Raw genomic sequence first — 22,361 nt, 5'->3', positions numbered from 1 at the left:
TCATGAGTACGTCAGTCGCCACGCCCGTCGCTTCGAGGTCCACGACCCGATCGGGGGCGCGAGTCACGCGGCGAGTCGCCTTCGTCGGCATGTCGGCCTCGCTCCTGGCCTTCTTCGTCGCGGCAGGAGCGCCGACGCCCCTCCTCCCCCTGTACGAGCAGCAGTGGGGCTTCGCACCGCCCCTGCTCACGGTCGCCTTCGGGGTCTACGCGTTCGCGATGATCGCCGCCCTCCTCGTCTTCGGATCGCTGTCCGACTACGTCGGCCGCCGTCCCGTGCTGATCGGGGCGCTCGCCCTCGAGCTCGCCTCTATGGTCGTGTTCCTGTTCTCAGCGTCGATCACGTGGCTCATCGTCGGACGGGTGCTGCAGGGAATCGCCACCGGCGTCGCGTCGAGCACCTTCGGCGCCGCGATCGTCGAGCTCGCCCCCGAGAATCGGAAGAAGCTCGGCACCGTCATGTCGAGCCTCGCCACCACCGCCGGGCTCGCGATCGGCGCCCTGTTCTCCGGGCTCGTCGCGTACGCCATGCCCGGCGCCGCGGCATCCACCGTCTGGCTCGTGCTCGTCGTCGTGATGGCGGCCGGCACCGGGCTCGCCGTCCTCGCCCCCGAGACCTCGTCCTCCAGGCGGGGTGCCCTCGCATCGCTCGTGCCGCGCGTCTCGGTCCCGCGGCCGGTGCGGCCGCTCTTCGTCCGCACGTCGCCGAGCATCGTCGCGGTCTTCCTGCTGACGGCGCTCTACCTCGGACTCGTGCCGACAGTGCTGTCGGCCGTGCTCCACGTGACGGCGCCGCTGGTCGGAGGCGGCGTGAACTTCGTCCTCTTCGCCGCAGGAACGCTCGCCGCCGTCATCACGAGCGGCGTTCATCCGCACCCGCTCAAGACCTACGGCAACGTCGGGATGATCATCGGCGTCGCACTGTTCGTCGCGGGCGTCGCGACCGACGCGCTGCCGCTCGTCTGGGCCTCCGCGGTGGTCGCGGGCACGGGCGCGGGCGCGGCCTTCGCGGGCAGCAACCGCGGGCTCATCCCCGAGGTCGCGCCGCACGACCGGGCGCGACTGTTCTCGGCGATCTTCGTGCTGGCCTACGTGACGTTCGGCGGATCGGCGATCCTCGCGGGGCAGATCGCGACGGTCATCGGCGTCGAGGCCATGGCGATCGGGTTCGGCCTGACGGCGGGGCTCGTGGCGGGCGCCGGCGTGCTCGTCGGCGCGCGGCGGTCGCGCTGACGGCGGAAGCGGTCTCGCCGAGGGCAGAAACACGGGGGATGCCGCGAGCAGCCCCAGCCGCGGCATCCCCCCTTCCCCCACCCGGTCAGCCCCCCAGCTCGATGACCGGAGCCGTCTGCACGGAGCCGAAGATGTCGAACAGCGTCGAGATCTGCGTCCACGCGATGCCGAACCACACGTCGTCGCTGCCCGACCACCGGCGGATGCGCACGTCGTACGTCTCGCCGGCCTTCGCGTCGAACTCGGCGATCTCGTAGCTGTTGTCCCACGAGGCGCTCGAGGCAACGAGCGAGCCCGCCGAGTCGCGCACCTCGAGGTCGAGGTCGACGGTGAGCGTGTTCTGGTAGATCGACAGGAACAGGATGTCGGTGCGTGTGGCCTGGGAGTCCCAGGCGAGCGCGACCTTGACATGCGACCCGAAGAACAGCGGCGTCCGCGGCGTCGTGATGCGGTAGCGGAACGTCGTGCGGCCCGACCCGTCGAGGTCGGCCGACCGCAGGGTTCCGACGTCGAAGCCCCGCAGCGCGCCCGCGTTGTCCCGACCCTGGCGCGACCGTGCGATCGACGTCGACCGTTCCGCGTCCACCGTTCCCGCGCCGTCGCGCCCATCGACTCCCGCGACGAGATCGGCGCGCCAGCGCCCGCCGCTCGGGTTGCGCCACGCCGAGGCCATCAGCACGGCCCGCGTCCCCTCGGGCCAGGACTGCAGGACGGGCGCCGCCTGCTGCACGCACGCGGCGATGCCCGCGACGGCCGGTGCGGCGAAGCTCGTCCCGCTGTCGGTGAGGCTGAGGACCGAGACGCCCACGCCGTTGCCGGCGACTTCGGGCAGCTCACGATCGGCGTGCGAGGACTTCGGGTTGCGGAAGACCGAGTCCGACGCCATCGCGCTCGCGCTGTCATTGTGGCTGCCGACGGTGAGGCGGTTGTAGCCCTTGTGGTTGACGAACTCGGTCGAGCCGCCGTTGCCTGCGGCCTCGACGATCGTCGGGTAAGGCCAGTGCAGGGCGAGCCAGTCCTTGTAGTTGTCGTCGTGCGACAGGGAGTCGCTCGTCTGCTCCGCGTCGCGATGGAAGCTCTGGCTGATGACGGTGCAGCCCTGATCCTGCGCCGCCCAGCGGATGGCATCCAGGTCGTAGCTGTTCGCCGAGAAGAGATTGGCATCCGGCGCGTGCCCGTGGGGGCGGTTGCGCTCGGAGTTGCGGATGATCCCGTGCGTCATGCGTGCGTGGCTGCTCGTCGATCCGCCCGCCTGGTAGCGGGCCGAGATCGTCAGGTTCGTCGTGACGTCGGGACCGGGCTCGTACACCGCGACGTTGACGCCCGAGCCGGTGAACCCGGCCGTGTGGGCGTCGTCGCTGTTGTGCACAGCGATGGAGTCGCCGAGGTCGTCGAAGCCCTCGCGGTCGTAGCGGAAGACCCCCGCGACGAGTTCGTGCTCCGCGAGCTTGCGCACGGCGTCGGCCGGCAGGCGCCCGTAGACCACGGGTGCGGCCTGATCGACGCGCTCCGGATCGAGCCCGAACTGCCGCGAGACCTCCGCGAGCTTCTCTCCGAGCGCATTCCACTCCTTCCGCCTCGCCGCGTCGGCGCGGCCGGCCTTGCCGGCCGCCCGCCGGTCGGACTTCTCGGGCTCCGGCAGATCGACGTCGCGCGTCGACGCCCACACCGCGACCTCGACGTCGCCGCCATGTTCGAGCCGCTCGAACAGCGCGGGCTCGACGCGGCCGTAGCGCTCCTGCCTGCGCTTCGCGAGGGCGGCGAGCTCCTCGTCGATGTCGATGCGCTCGCCGATCTGATCGAACGCGAGGGTGACGGCCTTCTCGCCGTCACGGCTGATCGCCTTGAAGACGTCACGGAACACCCCTTCGGCCCCCGCTCCCATCGGCAGCGACTCGATCTCGAGGTCGCCGATGCGCATCCGGGTCGCGTGCAGCACCGCGAGGTCGTCATCGACCACGGCGGGCGTGTCGACGACGACGACGTCGAAGGAGGCATCCTGCCTCCCCTTGCCCTTCCCCTCCGCAGGGACGCCGTCGACGCGGATCGTGTGCCCGCCGATCGAGAGCCGCGACGTGTCGACCACGAGGGCGTCGCCCTCGAACGACACGTCGGCGCTGCCGCCGCCGCTGACCGTCACGGCGTGCGCGTCGCGGTCGCCGAACTCTCCCGTGATGCGGACGGGTCGTCCCCGGCGCACGACCTCGCCCGACACGATGTCGGCGACGGGAATCGAGCCTTGGATGTTTCGGGCCATTTCGAGCTCCTCACGCATGGCACGCCTCGGACAGCGCGCATCTCCTCGTAAGAGTCGCTTCCGCCGCGCCTGATACAGCCGGGATGTATCAGGCGGGCACTATCGCTCTCTTCTCAGCGTGGACACAATGGGCCCTATGACGCACGCGGACGCCACGGCATCCGTCGACTCCGTCGAGCCCGCTCGATGGGAGCGCGCGGCCGAACTCTTCCTGCGATGGCGGGAAGGCGACAGCCGTGCGATGGACGACCTCGTGCGTCTCATGACCCCCGCGCTCTGGCACCTCGTGCGCTCGTACGGGCTCGATGCCGCTCTCGCGCAGGACGTCGTGCAGACGACGTGGCTGACGCTCGTGCGACGGCACTCGTCGATCGTCGACCCGCAGGCGGTGTCGGGCTGGCTGACGATGTGCGCCCGCCGCGAGGCATGGCGCGTCGGCAAGGCGCACCGGCTCGCGAGTGCGACGGAGGCCGAGGCGCTCGAGCCGCACCTTCCCGTCCACGAGTCCGCGGAGCAGACCGCGGTCGATGACGATGCGAGGCAGCGCCTGTGGACCGCGGTGGGACGGCTCGACGAACGATGCCGCCATCTGCTGCGGATCGTCGCGTTCGACGACCGACCCGACTATGCGCGCATCGCGGAGGATCTTGCGATGCCGGTCGGATCGATCGGACCCACGCGCCAACGCTGCCTCGCCAAGCTCCGCGCCGAACTCGAGGGCGCCGGAATGGGAGATGATCATGGACACTGACGACTTCAGCGCCGATAGGGCGCTGTTCGCGCGACTGCGAGAGATGTGGCAGGACGCCGACCCCGTGCCGGCCGACCTCGCCGACCGCATGGTCGCGGCGGTCGCCGTCGAAGACCTCTCGCGGGAGTACGCGCTGCTGACTCTCGTCGAGGGGTCGATGCCCGCCGCCGTGCGCGGCGAGAGCGACACCGCGACGCTGCAGTTCAGCGACGGCGAGACCAACGTGCTCGTGCATGTGACGGCCACCGAAGACGGCTCGCGACGGGTCGACGGGTGGGTGGATGCCTCCGCCCTCGCGATCCGGCTGGTGCAGGGAGATCGGGACTGGTCGGCAGAGGCGGGCGAGCATGGGCGATTCGCGTTCGAATCGATCCCGCCCGGGGTCTCCCACCTGCGCATCGTCGTGCGCGGTGCCGACGGCGACGTGCACGACTTCAGGACACCGCAGTTCGAAATCTGAGCATCGAGAGATGGAGCTTCGAAGGATGCGCATTGCCAGACATGGGCACTTCGACAGATGGGCTTGGAGAGATGAGCGAGGAGCGATTGTGAGCGATACGAGCAAGCACACCACCGACAGGCCACGCTGGCGGAGAATTCCACGATTCTCCGTGCTCGATCCCGCAGGCGAACCGCCCAACTCGGTCTTCCCGACGATCTACGTGACCGACGAGCTGCTGATCGATCGGAACTTCATCGACGAGGCCGCATTCGCGCAGCTCACGACGTGGGCCGCGCGCGCGGGCTGGACGCTCGAGATCGTCCGCCCGGCTCCGACGATCGAGGTCGCCGCGTCGGAGCAGTCTGGTCTGACGGCGTCGCGGCCGCCCGTGCGGTCACGAGGCGCGAGCATGACGGTGCGCGCTCGGCTGCGCCTCGCCCACGACGGCGAGCGTGTCGTCGCCGACCCCGACGCGTGGGCTCTCGTGCGGGAGGTGCGGCGCACGGACTGGGGTCGGCGCGGCATCGGCCTCAACCACGTGCTCTCGACCGACTCCCTGGGTCTGAACCCGTTCACGGCCAACCCCTTCACGGCCAATCCGTTCACGGCCAACCCCTTCACAGCGAACCCGTTCACGGCGAACCCCATCGCCAGCTACGCCCAACCCGGCTTCGGCGGGCTCCAGCCCGTGGCCTACCTCGGGCAAGAGCCGATCCCCGGCAATCCCAAGGTGGTGCCCATCGTCGCAATCTTCGATACCGGCTGGGGCGACCACCCGTGGCTGAAGGACTGCATCATCCAGCCGTTCCTGGCAGGCGGCAACCCGATCGGCATCGATCCGGATTCCGACACCGACCCCGAGAGCGAGCCGTCACTCGCAGAGCCGCTCGAGGGCATCTTCGACCACGCCGCGGGGCACGGCACCTTCATCGCGGGCATCGTTCGGCAGGAATGCCCCGACGCGATGATCCTGCCCGTGCGCATCGCCGACGGCGAGGGCCTCATCCTCGAGGACGACCTGCTCGGCGCCCTCGGCCGCCTCGTCGAATTCATGGACGACACGACCCTGGAGCAGAAGCGGAAGGGGTCGAAGGTTTCCGTGCTGAACCTTTCCTTCAGCTACTACCACGAGACCCCGGACGACCCGGACACCGTCTCGGAGATGGCGAGCCTGCTCGACAAGATCCGGGATCGAGGCTGCGTCGTCGTCTGCTCCGCGGGGAACGACGCGACGGACAGGCCGACCTTTCCCGCAGCGATCCCGGCCCTCGATCCGAACCGGCACGTGTCGGTCGGTGCGCTCAACCCCTCCGACCGCTCGGTCGCGCTGTTCTCGAACATCGGCGACTGGGTCGAGGTCTACGCGCCGGGCGTCTCGGTGCTCTCGACGCTCCCCGTCACGTTCGAGGGCGGCCTCCAATCCGGAACGCGCGACGACGAGGAGGGGCGCCGCCGCGAGACCCTCGACCCCGACGACTACCAAGGCGGATTCGGCGTGTGGAGCGGAACGTCGTTCGCGGCCCCTGTCGTGGCGGGGCGGATCGCGGCCCAGATCGCGAGCGGTGAGGCCCCCGAGACGGCGAAAGACGTCGTCGCGAAGCGGCTCACGGCACAGGACCAGTCGCGGATGCGGTGAGAGCCCGCCATTCTGAGTAGGTGAGGCTTTCCGCGGCAGAGCTGCATCGTCGGGGCCGCGCTCACCTGAACGCGGGCCGCAATGCCGCGGCGCGTCGCGTGCTGGTGGTCGCGGGGCAGCGAACGGACGACGCCGATCTGCAGGCCCGGATCGCCGGCTCGCTCGCGGCGCTGGAGATCCGGCAGGGGGATCCGGAGGCCGCGGACCGGCGCTGTCGGGAGGCGCTCGAGCTCGCCGGGGTGTCGGACGGCACGAAGGCCATCCTCTACGGCCAGCTCGGCCTCCTCGCCCTCGAGCGAGGCGACCTCGACGACGCCGTGGCGTTCCTCGATCGAGGAATCGCGGGCATCGGCGACGATGCCGAATACCGCGCGCCGATGCTCGTGAATCGCAGCGTCGCCCACAGCCAGGCCGGTCACCTGGCGACGGCTCGTGCAGATGTCGAGGCGGCCGCGCGCGCGTACGAGACGGTGGGTGGTGAGATCGAGCGTGCGATGGCCGTGCACAATGCGGGTTACATCGCGCTGCTCGAAGGCGACCTCGTCGCAGCCCTCGAGATGATGGGCGAGGCACGGGGCGCGCTGGCGACGGCGTCAGCGGTCAACGCCGCGATCTGCGACCTCGATCGCGCCGAAGTGCTGCGCGATGCGGGACTCGTGCGCGAGGCGGAGCAGAGCCTCGAAAGGGTCGTCGGAGTCTTCAGCGCCCACCGGATGAGCAAAGCGAAGGGAGAAGCGCAGTTCCATCTCGCACGGTCGCTCCTGACGCACAGCCCCGAGCGGGCCTCGACCGTCGCCGCCGCAGCGACGCGCACCTTCCGCGCGATCGGCAGCGAGTGGTGGGCGCTGCGCGCCGACGCCGTGCGGCTGCGTTCGCTGTTCCTGTCCGACGAGCCCGGCGGGCAGCGGCGCCGCGTGTCGCCGGCGGCGGTGAGACAGGTCGACCCCGTCGTCCGCGCGCTGGAGGCGAAGGAGCTGCGCAGCGAGGCGGCGGCGCTGCGCCTCACGCGCGAGCTGTGGCTCGCGGACGGGTCGCCGGCGGCGCCTTCGCCTGCGATCCGCACTCCCCCGGACGCCCCGCTCCCGGTGCGCCTGCTCGCACACGAAGTCCGCGCCGCGCGCTCGGCAGCACAGCATCGCGAGTCCGACGCGAGGCGGCACGCCGCGAGCGGGCTCGATGCGCTCGCCGAGTGGCAGCGGTCGTTCGGCAGCCTCGATCTCGCGACCTCTCTCGTCATGCACGGCAGACGCCTCATCTTCGCCGGACTCGGCTCGGCGGCCCGGTCGGGTCGAGCAGACGTCATGTTCGACTGGTCGGAGCGCGCCCGTCAGCTCAGCCAGCAGACGATCCCCGTGCGGCCGCCCCGCGATGGGGCGCTGGCAGCCGACCTCGCCGAGCTGCGCATGCTCAGCTCCGAGTCGGGAGCAGGCGACTGGCTGTCGATGCCTCGCGCGGCGGAGCTGAGCGAACGCGTCCGCCGTCGGCATTGGTCGTCGACCGGCGCCGCCGGAACCCGGCCGCGCATCTCGCTCGATGAGCTGCGCTCCGCATTGGGACCGGAGACGGCGGTCGTCTCCTACGTCTTCGACGGCGTCGACCTGACGGCTCTGGCCGTGACGGACGACGACTCCCACGTCGTCGAGATCGGAGCGTGGAAGCGGCTCAGCGCCCTGTACACGGGGCTGCGCGCCGATCTCGATGTCAGCGCGTCGGTCACGTCGGGCCCGCTCGTCCGCGTCGTCCGCGAGTCCCTCGAGGAGAGGCTCAGGGCGCTGTCGGCGGCGCTCATCGACCCCGTGCTCCCCGCGATCGGCCCCCGGCGCGCGGTGATCACGGTTCCCGGCATCCTGGGGGGAATCCCGTGGGGGATGCTGCCCGCCATGCGGCGTCGCCCCTTCACGATCGCGACCTCGGCGAGTCAATGGGCCGCCGACCGCGGAGGAGCCAGCACCGCTGGGGTCGGGTTCGCCGCGGGCCCGCGCGTCTCGCGCGGCATCGAGGAGATCGCCCGCGCCGCGACCGCGTGGGATTCCGCCACGATCCTGAGTCCCGCGACGGCGACCGTCGACCAGACCGAGCGGCTCGCGTCACGCGTCGGACTCCTCCACATCGCGGCGCACGGCCGGCACTCGGCGGAGAACCCGCTGTTCTCGGGTCTCGAACTCGCCGACGGAGCCCTGTTCGGCTACGACATCGACCTCATCCCCCAAGTCCCCCATACCGTCGTGCTGTCGGCGTGCGAGCTGGGCCGGTCGTCGGTGCGGTGGGGCGAGGAGGCGATCGGGATGACCCGGGCGTGGCTGCACGCGGGCACGCGCTGCGTCGTGGCATCCCCCGTCATCGTCTCCGACGACGTGGCGTGCGACGTGCTCGGTGCGATGCACGAGCGCCTCGCGGCGGGAGAGTCGCCGTCGGCCGCGCTCGCGCAGGCCGGCGAGCAGACGGGGATCGCGGCTCCGTTCCAGGCGCACGGCACGGGGTTCTAGGCGTCCGCGCCGACGGGCGCGACCGACAGCATGAGCCAGTGCTGGAGCGTCTCGAGGTGCTCCACGTCTTCGTCCCAATCGGGCTCTGTCAGCGCCCAGCGGTGCATCAGGCGGGCTGCGGTCCTCGTGCGGTGCCCGGCGTCGAGCACTTCCGCGAGCGCCTCCGCCTCGGCGAACTGCAGGCTGCAGACGAACTCCTCCGACCCGTGCAGGAGACCCTCGACGATATCGGCGAGGTGGTCGACGGTCTGCTCGAGGTTCATCACAGTCCTCCTTGTTCGGGGCGGGGATTCCGCTGCTGGATAAGAGGCGGAAGCACCCGCCCTGATACGCGGGTCTCGTGTATCACCACCCGCGCATCGCGCTCCTTGATAGCGAGGGGGCCTCGGAGATCTGGGGCGGTTCGGCACCCCGAAAGTGAAAGAAGCTGTCATGCCTCGTCCTTTCCCGCTCGGTGACGTCCCCGATGACGTCGTCAAGCACCTCGCCGCCGAACTCGGCACGCCCAAGGCCCGCGTGATCGCGGCGACCGAGACCCGCCTGCCCACGGGTGAGCTGGCGCGCCTCGTCACAGCGGCAGATCCGGACAAGCCCAACACCGTCGCGGAGATCACCGTGACCGAATCGGGCGTCACACGTCCGCTCGCCGAGCTCGAGCGGATGTTCCCCGGCGGAAAGCTCTTCGTCCCCGACTTCCCCGGGACCCCCGAAGCGCCTCCGACCCACAAGGATCCCATCACGATCGATCCGACGACGAACGACTGGCGGCTCAACCGCTGTGAACGCGTCACCGAGAAGATCACCGTGACTGTGCCGAAGTCGTCCGCGCCGCCGAAGGCGGACGTCTACCTCCTCGCCGACACGACCGGGAGCATGACCCCCGTGCTCGCCGCGGTGAAGGCCGGCGCGAGCGCCATCCTGAACAACCCCGCCCTCGCCGGCTTCGACGTCGCGTGGGGTGTCGGCAACTACCGCGACTTCCCCGTCGACGGCGGTCTGCACAACTCCTATGCGTTCGCGCACCAGGTCTCGCCCACGACGAACCACGTGACAGTGGATGCCGCGATCTCGGCGTGGAGCGCGAACGAGGGCTCCGATCTGCCGGAGGGCCAGCTCTTCGCGATGCACCGCCTCGCGACGGATGCCGCCATCGGCTGGCGCACCGACGCGCGGCGCATCCTCGTGTGGTTCGGCGATGCGCCGGGCCACGACCCGATCCCCACGGCCCTGAGCGGGCTCGCCGCGGCCATCACCGAGGCCACCGCGACCGCCGACCTCACCGGTGCGAAGATCACGGTCGTCGCCGTGAGCACCACGACCGGATTCGGTGCCGGGCTCGACGATGACCCGAACGCGTTCTCGGTCGACTACGCGCCGTCGGTGCCCGCGGGCGCCGCGGGCCAGGCGACCCGCATCACGGCCGCGACGGGCGGCTCGCTCACGAGCGGCGTCAATCCGGGCGACATCGTGGCGACGCTGTCGACACTGATCGCTGCGGCGGTGACGTCGATCGGGTCGGTCTCGCTCGTGCCGACGGGCGCCACGGCGGCGTTCGTCGAATCGATCACGCCCGCGAGCTACGGTCCGCTGCCCGGTGACGAGGAGCACGTGCTGACGTTCGAGGTCACGTGGGTCGGCATCAAGGACTGCCGTGATCGCGACCAGGTGTTCACCGGCACGATCGACGTCGTCGCCGACGGCGTGGTCGTCGCGCAGAAGCGCGTGCGGGTCACCGTGCCGGCGTGCAAGTACCACTACTCGGTCGAGTTCGTCGCGGGCTTCGCGAAGGACGGTCGCGAGCCCGGGCCGTTCCTGCCCGGCCGGTACGCGACGGCCGTGACGATCTACAACCCCGGCACGTGCCCGGTCGAGATCGAGAAGCGGTTCGCGATCCTCGTGATCGAGGACAAGCCGATCGGCCGCGAGCCCGAGAAGCAGCCCGCGAAGCGGTTCGCGACGATCACGCTGCAGGCCGGCGAGGCGACCTTCGACGACCGCACAGCGCTGCGCGACATCGCTCCGCCGACGCCGGGCCTGCTGTTCGGCGTGCTCGACATCGTGTCGGACCGGCCGCTCTCCGTCACCGCGACGCACACCGTCGGGGGCAAGGAGTTCGCCACCGGGATCACCTCGCGCACGATCGAGGCGCATCGCGCTCCGTGACACGTGTGCTCTGAAGACGTCCCGGCCGGGGATGGCCGACTCCCCGGCCGGGACGACCCGCGTTCAGGGGGACGACCGGGTGCCGGCCGGGCGACCCGCGTTCAGGGCCGGGCGACCCGCGTTCAGAGCCGGGCAGGCCCGCGTCCGGGGCCGGGCACGCGCGCGTCCGGGGCCGCCGTTAGAGTCGGACGATGCAGTCGCGCACCCGGACCACCTGGATCGCGGCGGCTGCGGCAGGGGTGCTCTGGCTCGCGAGCGGTCTGCTGAACGTGCTGGCTGCGTCGAACGTCTACGTGGGGCGTGTGCTCCGGCTCCTGGTGCCCTCGCCCACGAACGCCCTGTTCTGGTCGTGGCCGGCACCGTGGTCGTTCCTCACCCTGCTTCTGGCCGCAGCGACCGTCGCGACGCTCGTCTTCCTGTTCACGACGCTGGCCTCCAGGCCGGGCGCGATCTTCTCCGGTGCGTGGCTGTCGACCGTCGCGGCCGGCGCGATCACGGGTCTGGCGCTCGACGCCATCATGGTGCTGAGCTCGGTGCCGGTCGTCGGATGGCGGGGACTCAGCACGGCGACGATCGAATTCGCCGTCATCGGCGCCTACTGGGGGCTCGTGCAAGGCTGGATCCCGGCCCTCATCGCTTCCCGCTCCCGGGAGGGGGATGCCGCCGCGCCCGCGCCGCGGCGAAGGATCACGTGGATCGTCGCCGCCGGCGCCGCGCTCGGGCTGCTCCTCGTCGCCGGTGTCGCCGGCGCCGAGGCGAACCGCCGCGCGATCGTGCAGGAGCAGGCGATCGCGGAGGGCTTCACGCCCGACAAGGGCGCCGCACCCGACCCTGCCGCGCCGGGCACGCCTCCCGCGACGGTCGCGCCGACCACCGTCCGGCGCGATCCGTCATGGTGCACTTCCGAGCAGGCGATGCTGCTGCTCGGCACGCAGGACGCGGCCACGGGGCATCGGGTGCTCGGCATCCGGCTCATGAACTTCTCGGACGCGCCCTGCGTCGTCGAGGGCTACCCCGACATCGCGTTCGCCGATCAGAACGGCCACGAGCTCGATGTCGAGATCGGGCGCGGCAGCTCATTCATGGCTCAGGATGCCGGACCCCAGCCGATCGAGATCCCGGCGGGCGGCTACGCCATCGCGTCGATCGGATGGGACGCGAACTCGACGCAGGGCGCCCTCGTCGCACGGACGCTGTTCGCCGCGCAGGTCGCCGGCGACGATCGGGGTTCGTGGCCGGTCGAGCTGGACGTCGTCGAGGGATCCGGCGTCGAGCTCACGGCGTGGCAGCTCGACGGCGTCGGGCCCGTCGCCGAGTGAGCCGCGCCCGGCGCGGCCGGGACGCTGTCAGCCGAGCGGGATGCGGTCGCGGTTGTAGGTGATCTCGGTGTAGCCGTGCGCAAGCGGTCGGCCCTCGGCATCCAGGCTCACGAACACGATCCGGTCGATCGTCAGGATGCGGTCCCGGGTGATCATGTTGCGCACCTCGGCGCGCATCGTCAGCGACGTGCGGCCGAACGCGGTCGCCCGGATGCCCAGCTCGATGAGGTCGCCCTGCCGCGCGGAGCTGACGAAGTCGATCTCCGACATGTACTTCGTGACGGCGCGCGCGTTGCCGAGCTGAAGGATGGCGTAGATCGCCGCCTCCTCGTCGATCCAGCGCAGCAGGCTCCCGCCGAACAGCGTGCCGTTCGCATTGAGGTCTTCCGGCCGCACCCATCGCCGCGATCGGAAGTTGATGTCGCCGTCCGTCGCCGCCTCGGCGCCCTGTGCCATGGAATCGCTCATTTGTCCGAACATTCTACCATGGCCACCGTCAGCGACGGTCAGCGCTTACGGGCGTGGTCCTCCACATCGGGCTCTGCGCGCAGCACGTCGGCGATCTCCTCCTCAGGGCGAGGGGCGATGTTCTCGTCCTCCTCGAGCTCCGGCACGCTGGGCTCGTCCGGCGCGGGGATGTGGTGCGGGAAGGACCTGTCGTGAGGCGTTGACATGGCCGCTCCTCTCCGTGCTCTCATCCACACCGTACCCTCGACCGTCACGGCAGGCGGCTCGCGACGATCGAGTCCGTGGGCGCGAGTCGAGGCCTGGGGCTCGGGTCGAGGCGGCGTGCGGCTCGACCCGGACCCCGCAGCTCGACTCGCCGACAGATCACGAACCAGCATGCGTCTGGGGCTGATGACCCCGAGCGTCAGTCGACGCGCTGGATGCCGGGCCGGGTCGGCACCGCGCGGTAGCCGTCGCGTGCGACCTGGACGAGCGTCGCGACGGATGCGACGAGTACGAGAACGGCGATGGCGATGAGCAGGAAGATGGCCATGATGAGCCTCCGATGGCGGGATTCTGACAACCCCGAGACTCGTCTCTGAGGTGGCCTGCGCACATGAGGCATCAGCCCTAAGTTTCCGGCGGCCCGCGGCGACGCGGCTAAGGCGGTCAGCGCGCGGAGTTGGCAGACAGGTAGGCCGCTTCCGTGCGGGTCGTGGCGCCCGTCTTGCGGAGGATGTTCGACACGTGAACGCTCGCGGTCTTGGTGCTGATGAAGAGCTGCTCGGCGATCTGGCCGTTGCTCAGCCCACGTGCCACGAGGTCGAGCACCTGACGCTCGCGCTCGGTGAGGAGGGCGTCGAGGGATGCCGCATCCCCCGGCGCATCGCGGTGATCGCCGCCGACCGCGCCGACGCGACGCTCGAGCTCCGTCACGCTGTCGACGATGAGTCCCATGCCGATCGCCTCGGCCCACGTGCGTGCCGTCTGCGCCGCCGCGCGTGCGCCGGCGCGATCGCCGGCGTTCGCCAGTGCCTCGGCGAGCCGGAAAGCCGCATACGGAGCGAGCTGAGCCGGGGCGATGCCGTCGCGCGCGGCATCCACTGCCCCCTGCCAGAGCACGGGATCGGTGCCCGTGCCGCGGGGACCCGCCAGTTCGGCGTCGATGATCGCCGCATATGCGGGCGCCGTCGGCCACACGGCCGCCATCGCGAGCGCTGAGCGCACCTCGAGTTCGAGTTCGTCGGTCGAGCGGGGCTCTTGGTCATGGCCGGACAGCGTCATGCCGGTCACCCGCGCGGCACCGAGCACGCGTGCCGCGAACGCGATCAGGGGGAGGTCATAGGCGGGGAACGAGCGACGCTGCGGATCGATCAGCACGCTGACCTCGCGCCACGCCTCTTGGATCTCACCCCGGGCGAACGCGAGCTGGCCGCTCACAAGGGCGAGACCGAGCTCGGCCTGCACATCCAGTCGGCTCTGCTGCCGGAGTGAACCCTGCCAGCCGCGGAACAGCCGCTCCGCGAGGGCATGGTCGCCGGACCACAGCACCGCCTGCACCTTGAGACGTCGGAGCGGCGCGCTGAAGCCGATCGGGGCGTCGAGTTCGAGGGCGCGGTCGAGCATCTCGCCGGCCCGGTCGGTCTGCCCGAGGGCGTAGAGCGGGCTGATGACGTTGGACTGCAGGATCGCGCCCGAGGTGCGTTCGACACCGCGCTGCCGTGCCCGCTCGGCGCCTTCCTCTGCGGTGTGCACGGCCTCCTCGTAGCGGCCGAGCAGGTTCAGTGCGTCGGACTGGTTGACCCAGTACCGCAGCCGCGCAGAGTCGTTGCCCACGGCAAGCTCACCCGCCAGCGCGAGGTCGGCGAGCCCGGCGGCGATGTCGCCACCCGCCAATCGGGAGAAGCCCCGGATATTGGAAGCCACCGACCTGCGCGGCCGGTTGTCGACCGCCGTCGCCTCGGCGAAGGCCCCATCGGCCATCTCGATGGCCTCGTCGAAGCGGGCGAAGATCATGAGGCGAGCCGCCAGCTCGCCCAGCACATTGGCGCGCAGCACGCTGCGCGGCTGCCCCTCGAGCACGACGAGCGCCTCGCGCAGCAGCTCGATCGAACCAGGCAGGCCGATGTTGGCCAGATACGACGCCTTGTTGCGGAGCAGAAGCGCGAAAGTGGCGGCGTCGGCCGGGTCGCACAGCGAGATCGCCTCGTCGATCAGCGCGATCGCCCGCTCGCTCTCCCCCGCATTCCGCAGCACATACGACGTCTCGCTCAGCAGCTCCACCTTCGTGCGACCGGCGAGTTCGGCGGCGTCGGGCACCTGCTCCCACAGCTCGATGGACCGCTCACCCATCGTCGCGGCGGTCGCGAAGGCGAAGGAGGCTCGCGCCTGCTGGTACGCGGCGATCGACGCGATGAAGGCCTCACGGGTGTTGTGCGCCGCCATCCAGTGATACGAGATGGCCGTTGCATCCACACCGTTCGCACCGGACTGAGCGGCGAGCGACTGTGCGTACCGCGTGTGGAATCGCACCCGCTCACCGGGGAGCAGCTGATCGTGGATCGCCTCCCGCACAAGCGCGTGCCGGAAGGCGTAGGCGGTGCCGTCGACCACGAGCACGCTCGCCGCGATCGCCTCGCTGGCCGCGAGGTCGATATCTTCGAGCGAGTCGTCGCACACGGCGACGAGCAGCTCGTGCTCGACGCGCACGCCGCCGGCAGCGATCAGGCGCAGCATCCGCTGGGACGATTCGGTGAGCTGGTCGTAGCGTGCCAGCAGGATGTCGCGGAGGGTGTCCGGGAAGCTGTCGATGCTGCCCACTCCGCTGCAGCAGACCAGCTCCTCCACGAAGAACGGCACGCCCTCGGTGCGCTCGAACACCTGCGCCAGCTCGTCTTCGTCGGGCGGGTGGTTGAGGATCGCGGTGGCCATCTCGCGCACCTGCCGACGGTCGAGGCGGGCGAGCTCGACCCGCACGACCCGCCGGTTGCGATCGAGCTCGGGCAGCAGTGCCCGCAGGCCGCTTCCGCGCTTGAGCTCGTCGCTGCGGAAGGTGAGCACGATGAGCAGCCGCGCGCCTTCGATGACCCTGATCAGGAAGCGCAGGAGCCCCAAGCTCTGCGGGTCGACCCAGTGGAGGTCTTCGATCACGAGCACGACCGGCCGAACGGCGGCGACGTTCTCGAGCACCTCGGCCACCGCGTCGTAGAGACGGTCGGCCCCGCCCCGCACGGGGGGATCGTCGATCGGCGTGCCGGCGGTGAGCTCGGGGAGCAGCAGCGCGAGGGCATCCCGCGCCGGGCCCGAGGCGTCGAACAGCGCTTCTTCACCCACTTCCTGGGCGAGCGACCGGAGCGCCGAGAGGATCGGAGCATAGGGAGGCGCGTCGCGATCGAAGTCGACGGACTGCCCGCGCAGCACGATCGCCTCGTCGGGCAGGGACCGCAGGAACTCGCCCACGAGGCGCGTCTTGCCGATGCCCGCCTCCCCGCCGATCAGCACCGACCGGGTCGATCCGGCGATGCTGTCGGCGTAGGCGTCGTGGAGCGCATCGAGGTCGGCCTCGCGGCCGACCAGCGATGGGCTGACCGTCGCTCGCATGTATTCATCGTCCCACCGACCTCCGACATCGGACACGGCCGATCGAGGCGCGGGCGGGACGAGAAGCGGGCCCGCGAGCGAGGCCATCACACGTGCGAGATCTGCCTCGGCGAGAGGTGCAGCAGGCGACGGAACCGCCGGGTGCGAAGCCGCAGGCCGCGAGCACCGGTCGTCGCGGTCTCAGCGTCCTCGATGGCGCGCCGGCGGTACTCGAGCTCGCGGAGCAGGCGCTCCTCGGCGGCCTGGCGAAGGTGGGGGAACATGTCCTCACTGGCGTACATGGTGTCTCCTCAGGTGGTTTGACCTGAGTGAGATTCCTCCCTAAGGCATCCCTCCCCCATCGGGCGGATGCCTTATTTCCCTGAGGCGGCAGTGCCGAAGTCTCAGATAGGCCGCCTCAGGCCTGAATACAACCGACCCGACGCTCCTACTCCCAGGGGCTGATGAGTTCCACTCCGGCCTCGGCGAGCTGGAACGCGGAGAAGCCGCCGTTGGCGACCGTCATGCCGACGTCGACCCAGAACTCGGTGTCGGGATCCTCGATCCACCCGCTGGTCAGCGCGGCGTAGCCGATCCGGGCACAGCACGAGAAGAGCATGCTGATCTCGTCGAGGATGGCGGACGAGCGATCCCAGCCCTCCTCCTCGGACGCGAGCTCGACGATGTGCCAGATCGAGCCGGCCATCGAGCACAGCGCCAAGAAGGCGTCGCAGCGCGCTCCCCACTTGCGCGGGTCCTCGACGAGTTCGAGAGGGGGCCGCCAGTAGTCGTGCGTGGACCAGAAGAACTTGTTCAGCAGGAACGGGATGGTGACGGCGACGTTGAAGACGAGCAGGCGGCCGTCCTTGACCGGGCACCGCGGCACGAGGTAGTTGGCCAGGGCACGGGATCCGCCGCCCAGCAGCGCGCTTGCCCCGCCCGCAACGGCCAGCTTGCTCGAGACCAGCTTGCTCGGGGTCACGGCCTCGCCGAAGTCGATGAAGGCCGAGCCGGCGCCCCCCAACGCGGCGGCAGCATGCAGCAGGAACGAGACGCCCTTCTTCTGGTTGTGCGTTAGCGTGACCGGTGAGCCGCCGGCCTGCACGAGGGAAGCCTCGCGGAGCGCGGCACGCTCGGTCGACACTCCGAACGCGCGCTCGAGCAGGGCGAAATCCGAAACCGTGATCAGGAACGTCGTCTCCGGGCTGTCGGGGAACGGCGAGGTCTCTCCCCGACCGGCGACGGTCATCGCGATCTTGTAGACGATGGTCACCGGCACGGCGACGATCCAGCAGAGGATGTCGAGGAACGAGAAGTCGGGGATGCCGAAGGCGTTCAGGATGTCGGAGACGACCGGGATGTGGATGGGGTAGTCGATCAGATCGAGCGCAGCCTTGGCCATGATGTGGATAACGTCGAACAGGGCGTCGATCACGATCTTGGAGCTCGTGAGCGCGAGCGAGCCCACGATGCCCACCAGCTCCGTGAGGATCTTGAGCGCACCCAGCGCCTCGCCCTCCTGGACGAGCTTCGTGAGCTGGTCGAGCGCCTTCTTGAGCGCTGCGGTCTGTTCCTCCGAGGCGAGCTCCAGCGCCTCCAGCACGGTCGACGGGGCCGGAGGGGTCGATCCCGACGGGTTGTAATCCGCGCGAGACGCATTGCCCTGGTAGTGGTGGGACAGGAGCGTCTCCGGCGCGGTCTTGCCGAACGCGGATGCCGATGGATCGGGGAGCTTGCTGTCTTTGGTGTGGTCCACCCAGTCGAAACCGCCGATTCCCGCCCAGTCGTCGATGGCCTTGATCGCGGCGTTCGCGGCGACGTCGAACGTGCCCTTGACGACCTCGATCTGCTCGACCTGCTCATAGAGGAAGAGCTTGAGGACGTTCTTGAAGACGTCCTTCGTCCGCTTCATGTCCTCGACGTCGAAGAGGAACTTGACGAAGTCGATGACGTCCTCGATCACCTCGACGATCTTGTCGAACACGTATTTGAACGCGGCGTACACCTTCTCGACCACATCGAGCACCGCCTCGTAGATGGCCTCGCCGATGCGGACGATGAACCGCCACACCTTCTTGCCGAGATTGAGGAACCAGTCCACGAAGGCGTCCCAGCCCGACTCGCCCAGGCCGCTCTCGGCCGCGGCAGCCGGATCGGCGAGCGCCAGCGCCGCGCGCTGCTGCGCGTTAGCGTCGAGCATCATGAACAGGTCGCCGGCGTCGACGGGGATGGGCGTCTGATCCCCCACGAACCGGCGATACGCGGACAGGTCCGGCGCCTCCAGCGGTTCCGCGCTCACCGCGGAGGGGTTGTGCAGCGCGTCGTGGGCCTGCCAGAGACTCTCCACGTTCGTCGCCGCGGCGGCGACGTCGGAGGGGTCGGCGGTGCTCTTCACGAGCTTCTTGGGCGGATTCTTCGCGGGGTCCTGGTAGTGGATCACGGCCTCACCGAGCCCTGACTGCGTATTCAGCGTGCGCAGCTTGGTGTTGACGGTGGGCGAATCCTGCATGGGGTTCACCTGAAGATCCGAGCCGCCGACGACCGATGCGGTGAACCGCGTGGCGTCGAGTCGGGACACCGACTCGACGATCGTGATCGTCCCGTTGGCGTCGGTCTCCACCTCGACGGGCGCCTGACCGAGCACGTAGTACAGGTGGTTGATGTACGCGGAGGTCACCGCCTGGTTCTGCGTCGCGAGGCTCACGGCGACTCGGGCGGTGGGGCGTCCTGCCGCATCCGTGACCTGGATCCGCGTGGTGTACGAGCTGAAGGAAGCGGCCGGCTGCGTCGACGAGATGGGCGGCAGGACGACGTCGCGCAGCATCCATGTTCCGACGGGACCGGGAGACTTCACGGCGATCTTCAGCTGATTCGCTCCGGCGTGCGCGAAGAAGGTCAGCGCATCGCTGCTGCGATTGACGAAGGGGGCGACGCTGTCCACTGCGCTCATGACGGGCACCGGAACCGTCCAGGATGCCTGCGTCCGCACCTCGCTCGCCGGGCAGCGCAGCTGGAACACCTGATTGGCGGCGTTCAGGCCCCACACCGTCACGACGTCGTTCGCCACGGACGCGAACAAGCGCGTCACTCCGACGAAGAACGGGCTCTTCAGGAGCGCGACCGCCGTCGCACCGTCCTTCTGGTTGTCGCTCGCGAAGTAGTACAGCGTCCCGTCGGCGGTGGCGAAGAGATCGGACGTGTCATCGGGCTTGCGGCACGCTGCGATCGCGGACGGTATGCGGTCGTCGCCGTCGGCCAGACGCAGGCGGCGCACCGCGGTCGGCGCGCTCGGGTCGAAGACGTCGTACAGCGGCCGGTAGATGAACTGGGACTCCCCGCTGATGCTGCCGCTGGTGTACAGGCCGTCGACCGGGTACTTGCGCTCCGTCGGAGTGTTCGGGTCTGGACGACCGAGGCACGTGGAGTACTTCGACACCTCGATGTCGAAGGGAAGGTCGTGGGGATTCCAGGTGGGGTGAGCGGGATCGGTGACGTCGATGAAGTAGCGCGACACCAGGGCGACGGGGCTCTGCGGGTTGCGTACCACGTCGACCACGATGTAGTCGTTGTCGCTCGCCTCGCTGAGGAAGACGTCGACGATCTTCAGCGTCGACGCCCCCGCCGACAGATCACCGTCGCCGGCATCGAACGGACACGCCGTCCAGTTCGGCGACTTCGACCACGTGGTGTCGTGGTCGGAATTGTCCAGACTCAGGTAGAGGTGATCGGCGGCGCCGTCGCGGACCACCATCGCGAGCCGCAGCGAGCCGGCGGAACCGCCGTGGGTGGTCTGCGCGACGGAGAAGTTGGTGACGTCCGCGCCCTTCGGGAAGTCACGGCGGACCAATGCGCCGCTGAGGTCGGAGCGCCTCCAGCCGTACTGATCCTGCGGCGATTCCGCCGTCAGATAGAAGGCGGGGCGGCCATCCGCGGCGCCCACCGAGAACAGCAGGGCGGAGCCGGTCGTGGTGCACAGCGCCTCGAACTTGCTCTCGGGGGGAGATCGCGTCGGCCTGCAGATAGTTCTGCATCAGCTCCGAGCACGATTCGACGGTGTAGGTGGTCATGTGGCTCTCCTGCGCTTGCTCGCCGAGACGGATGGATCTCGCGCCCGTCAGCGGGCGCCGATGAAGGTCGTGTGGGTGATGAAGTCCAGATAGTCGGAGAACGCCACTTTGCCGAAGGCGTAAGTCTCGGAGCCCGGGAACACCCAGCTCTGCGTGTTGTTCAGGATTCCCTGCAGCTTCGCCGCGATGTCGGTGAATGTGCCGTTGACAAGCGCTTTGATCTGCGTGTGGACGGGGTTCACTCGCGCCAGGATGTACTGCTCGTATTCCTTCGACAGCCCGTAGATTCCCTCTTTGTAGAAGTACCATGGCGTCGATGAATCGGTCACGGACGGCTTCGCATTGTTGACGACGAGTTTTCCGTCGTCGGTCACGCTGATCTGGAAGAGCACCTCGACCAGGTAGTCGATGTAGTTGGCGCCCGGAAGGTCGTGGTACGGGGCGATCCAGGCCTCGGTGTGCCGGAATTCCTCATAGAAGGTGGCGCGGAGCCGCAGCCTGACGCACGGAGCATCGCCTTGCACCAATGCCGAGACGTCACCCGTCAGCTTGTAGTTCAAGGTGTACGAGAACCAATCCCCCCAATACCCCACCCCCGCGGGCGAGATGGAGCCGGTCGCAGGCTTGTCGAATTCCAGACTCAGGATCTGCGTCGGACCCGTGATCTTGCCGTTGACGGGCTTCGCGGCGAATTGCGCTCCACCCCCGGCGGGAATGCCGATGTTCAGCGAGACGTAGCCGTTGGACTGAGGCTGGCTCCACGAGACGGCCGGCGTGAAGGAGATCGGGGCGACCAGGTCGTTGAACACCGACTGCAGATACGCGATGAAGACGTCGCGACGGACGGACTGGATGCCGGCCCAGGTGCCCGTCTCGGTGGACTCCAGCCAGTTCCAGCGGAACGCATGGGCGACCGGCTTCGTGGTGCTGGTCGTGCACAGGTAGTTGAAGGTCGTCGCATCCTGCTGGGCCTTCGTGGGGTCCACCACGGGGACTCCGGAGGAATCGACCAGCGCACAGCACTCGTGCACCAGCATGCGGATGGGAAGCGTCCCGGGCTTGGGCTTGTCGACGGTGCAGGAGTAGCCGAGAACCGGATGCCCCGTCTTCCGGAGCTCACCGATGTAGGCGTCGAGGAAGACGCTGGACAGGAGCGCCCAGACCGGCCAGTCCTTCGACGAGATCCCGGCGATCGTGGGGGCCGAGAGCAGCATCGCCGTGGACAGGTCCAGGAACACCTTCTCGATTGAGAAGGCGCCGGCGCCGACGCTGTCGATGAGCTCCTGGATCTTCTGCTGAACCGCCGGCGGCACCGGCGAGTGAGGATCGATGACGTCGTTGTTCAGCTGCACCTGGGAGACGAAATACCAGGGGTCGTCGGCCGGCTGCGCGGCGTTGATCCATTTCGACGACCCGCGCGGCCCGTAGTTGAATCCCGCAATGTCGAATTCACTGCAGAGCAGGTTGAAGGTGACGGGCGCGGTAGGACCGTTCCCGAGGGTCACCACGGGGGGCAGCTTCAGCGGCGGCATCTGGGGAAGCCCGGCCTTCGCGCGGAAGCCCCCCGCGAAGTTGGCCGCAGCCAGGTTCAACAGGTCCTGGTCCGTCTTCGGGTCGCTGCCGCCCGGGACCGAGAAGGGATCGGATCCTTTCGCGTCGGCCTTGAGCTGCTCGTACGAGATCGGCACCAGATTGTTGTCGTTGTCGTAGACATAGCAGGCCACGACGAGTGGGCCGCCGAGCCCGTCCAAATACGCCTTGAGCGCGACATTCATGCTCTTCTGCGTCGTCGCGACGACGAGGTCGTACCCGTATTGAGGGTCGGACAGATTGGATTCATTCGCGCTCATTTGAGGCCCCGATCTCAAGCGACGGAATCAAAGAAGGCACGCCGAAGAGTGCATTCACCCGAAGCGCCGCCGAATGGATTGCGCCTTCTCGAAATGCGCGAACAGCCAGCTGAGGGGCGGCGATGAGCCGAG

16 protein-coding genes are annotated in these 22,361 nt (G+C 69.3%); 7 read left to right on the top strand and 9 right to left on the bottom strand.

The window, feature by feature from the left end; translation table 11 throughout:
- Nucleotides 1-2 precede the first annotated feature (2 nt).
- A complete protein-coding gene (locus tag ACH3VR_RS01815) occupies nt 3-1,232 on the top strand; it encodes an MFS transporter (RefSeq protein ID WP_396639038.1) in 1,230 nt (409 codons plus the stop codon).
- Between the two features lie 85 nt (nt 1,233-1,317).
- On the opposite strand, the gene ACH3VR_RS01810 is transcribed toward ACH3VR_RS01815, so the two are convergent.
- A complete protein-coding gene (locus ACH3VR_RS01810) occupies nt 1,318-3,489 on the bottom strand; it encodes a S8 family serine peptidase (protein WP_396639037.1) in 2,172 nt (723 codons plus the stop codon).
- A gap of 136 nt (nt 3,490-3,625) precedes the next feature.
- Here ACH3VR_RS01810 and ACH3VR_RS01805 point away from each other — a divergent pair, with 136 nt between their 5' ends.
- The 4 genes from ACH3VR_RS01805 (at nt 3,626) to ACH3VR_RS01790 (ending at nt 8,804) form a co-directional block, all read left to right on the top strand.
- Nucleotides 3,626-4,240 (top strand): RNA polymerase sigma factor, encoded by a 615-nt coding sequence (locus ACH3VR_RS01805; RefSeq protein ID WP_396639036.1) that lies wholly within the window; start codon nt 3,626-3,628, stop codon nt 4,238-4,240.
- On the top strand, nt 4,230-4,700 hold the full coding sequence (locus ACH3VR_RS01800) for a hypothetical protein (RefSeq protein WP_396639035.1): 471 nt from the start codon (nt 4,230-4,232) through the stop codon (nt 4,698-4,700). The genes ACH3VR_RS01805 and ACH3VR_RS01800 overlap by 11 nt, the downstream gene beginning before the upstream one ends.
- A 151-nt stretch (nt 4,701-4,851) precedes the next feature.
- Nucleotides 4,852-6,318 carry a S8 family peptidase gene (locus tag ACH3VR_RS01795; protein WP_396639034.1) on the top strand — a complete coding sequence of 489 codons (1,467 nt, stop codon included), beginning with the start codon at nt 4,852-4,854 and terminating at the stop codon, nt 6,316-6,318.
- Nucleotides 6,319-6,338: 20 nt separating this feature from the next.
- The gene (locus tag ACH3VR_RS01790; RefSeq protein WP_396639033.1) at nt 6,339-8,804 is read left to right on the top strand and encodes a CHAT domain-containing protein; all 2,466 of its coding nucleotides are present in this window, start codon (nt 6,339-6,341) and stop codon (nt 8,802-8,804) included.
- Here the strand turns inward: ACH3VR_RS01790 and ACH3VR_RS01785 are convergent.
- Nucleotides 8,801-9,067: a hypothetical protein gene (locus ACH3VR_RS01785; RefSeq protein WP_396639032.1), complete on the bottom strand. Its 267-nt coding sequence runs from the start codon at nt 9,065-9,067 to the stop codon at nt 8,801-8,803. The genes ACH3VR_RS01790 and ACH3VR_RS01785 overlap by 4 nt on opposite strands.
- 169 nt (nt 9,068-9,236) lie before the next feature.
- Between ACH3VR_RS01785 and ACH3VR_RS01780 the strand changes: the two genes are divergently transcribed.
- Together ACH3VR_RS01780 and ACH3VR_RS01775 are read left to right on the top strand one after the other, a co-directional pair.
- Nucleotides 9,237-10,967 (top strand): hypothetical protein, encoded by a 1,731-nt coding sequence (locus ACH3VR_RS01780; protein WP_396639031.1) that lies wholly within the window; start codon nt 9,237-9,239, stop codon nt 10,965-10,967.
- A gap of 191 nt (nt 10,968-11,158) precedes the next feature.
- Nucleotides 11,159-12,286, top strand: coding sequence for a DUF4232 domain-containing protein (locus ACH3VR_RS01775; RefSeq protein WP_396639030.1), 1,128 nt, complete (start codon nt 11,159-11,161; stop codon nt 12,284-12,286).
- A gap of 27 nt (nt 12,287-12,313) precedes the next feature.
- On the opposite strand, the gene ACH3VR_RS01770 is transcribed toward ACH3VR_RS01775, so the two are convergent.
- From ACH3VR_RS01770 to ACH3VR_RS01740, 7 genes are all read right to left on the bottom strand, one after another.
- Complete coding sequence (locus ACH3VR_RS01770) at nt 12,314-12,754, bottom strand: acyl-CoA thioesterase (protein ID WP_396639029.1); 441 nt, start codon at nt 12,752-12,754, stop codon at nt 12,314-12,316.
- 38 nt (nt 12,755-12,792) lie between these two features.
- The gene (locus tag ACH3VR_RS01765; RefSeq protein WP_396639028.1) at nt 12,793-12,960 is read right to left on the bottom strand and encodes a hypothetical protein; all 168 of its coding nucleotides are present in this window, start codon (nt 12,958-12,960) and stop codon (nt 12,793-12,795) included.
- A 197-nt stretch (nt 12,961-13,157) separates the two neighbouring features.
- A complete protein-coding gene (locus tag ACH3VR_RS01760) occupies nt 13,158-13,286 on the bottom strand; it encodes a hypothetical protein (protein WP_396639027.1) in 129 nt (42 codons plus the stop codon).
- A 116-nt stretch (nt 13,287-13,402) separates the two neighbouring features.
- On the bottom strand, nt 13,403-16,333 hold the full coding sequence (locus ACH3VR_RS01755) for a helix-turn-helix transcriptional regulator (RefSeq protein WP_396639026.1): 2,931 nt from the start codon (nt 16,331-16,333) through the stop codon (nt 13,403-13,405).
- Between the two features lie 86 nt (nt 16,334-16,419).
- Nucleotides 16,420-16,614: a hypothetical protein gene (locus ACH3VR_RS01750; RefSeq protein WP_396639025.1), complete on the bottom strand. Its 195-nt coding sequence runs from the start codon at nt 16,612-16,614 to the stop codon at nt 16,420-16,422.
- 146 nt (nt 16,615-16,760) lie between these two features.
- Nucleotides 16,761-20,252, bottom strand: a complete 3,492-nt coding sequence (locus ACH3VR_RS01745) for a hypothetical protein (protein WP_396639024.1) — start codon at nt 20,250-20,252, stop codon at nt 16,761-16,763.
- Between the two features lie 174 nt (nt 20,253-20,426).
- The gene (locus ACH3VR_RS01740; protein ID WP_396639023.1) at nt 20,427-22,229 is read right to left on the bottom strand and encodes a hypothetical protein; all 1,803 of its coding nucleotides are present in this window, start codon (nt 22,227-22,229) and stop codon (nt 20,427-20,429) included.
- Between the last annotated feature and the right edge of the window lie 132 nt (nt 22,230-22,361).

Origin of the sequence: Microbacterium alkaliflavum, assembly GCF_044325405.1 — a bacterium.
GTDB classification, from domain to species: Bacteria; Actinomycetota; Actinomycetes; order Actinomycetales; family Microbacteriaceae; genus Microbacterium; species Microbacterium alkaliflavum.
Note: the sequence above shows the minus strand (reverse complement) of the source record. Positions and strands in the feature narration are given on the sequence as shown.

Coding starts and splice junctions, on each gene's coding strand:
- ACH3VR_RS01815 (WP_396639038.1), top strand. CDS start 3: ATGAGTACGTCAGTCGCCACGCCCGTCGCTTCGAGGTCCACGACCCGA.
- ACH3VR_RS01810 (WP_396639037.1), bottom strand. CDS start 3,489: ATGGCCCGAAACATCCAAGGCTCGATTCCCGTCGCCGACATCGTGTCG.
- ACH3VR_RS01805 (WP_396639036.1), top strand. CDS start 3,626: ATGACGCACGCGGACGCCACGGCATCCGTCGACTCCGTCGAGCCCGCT.
- ACH3VR_RS01800 (WP_396639035.1), top strand. CDS start 4,230: ATGGACACTGACGACTTCAGCGCCGATAGGGCGCTGTTCGCGCGACTG.
- ACH3VR_RS01785 (WP_396639032.1), bottom strand. CDS start 9,067: ATGAACCTCGAGCAGACCGTCGACCACCTCGCCGATATCGTCGAGGGT.
- ACH3VR_RS01780 (WP_396639031.1), top strand. CDS start 9,237: ATGCCTCGTCCTTTCCCGCTCGGTGACGTCCCCGATGACGTCGTCAAG.
- ACH3VR_RS01775 (WP_396639030.1), top strand. CDS start 11,159: ATGCAGTCGCGCACCCGGACCACCTGGATCGCGGCGGCTGCGGCAGGG.
- ACH3VR_RS01770 (WP_396639029.1), bottom strand. CDS start 12,754: ATGAGCGATTCCATGGCACAGGGCGCCGAGGCGGCGACGGACGGCGAC.
- ACH3VR_RS01765 (WP_396639028.1), bottom strand. CDS start 12,960: ATGTCAACGCCTCACGACAGGTCCTTCCCGCACCACATCCCCGCGCCG.
- ACH3VR_RS01760 (WP_396639027.1), bottom strand. CDS start 13,286: ATGGCCATCTTCCTGCTCATCGCCATCGCCGTTCTCGTACTCGTCGCA.
- ACH3VR_RS01755 (WP_396639026.1), bottom strand. CDS start 16,333: ATGCGAGCGACGGTCAGCCCATCGCTGGTCGGCCGCGAGGCCGACCTC.
- ACH3VR_RS01750 (WP_396639025.1), bottom strand. CDS start 16,614: ATGTACGCCAGTGAGGACATGTTCCCCCACCTTCGCCAGGCCGCCGAG.
- ACH3VR_RS01740 (WP_396639023.1), bottom strand. CDS start 22,229: ATGAGCGCGAATGAATCCAATCTGTCCGACCCTCAATACGGGTACGAC.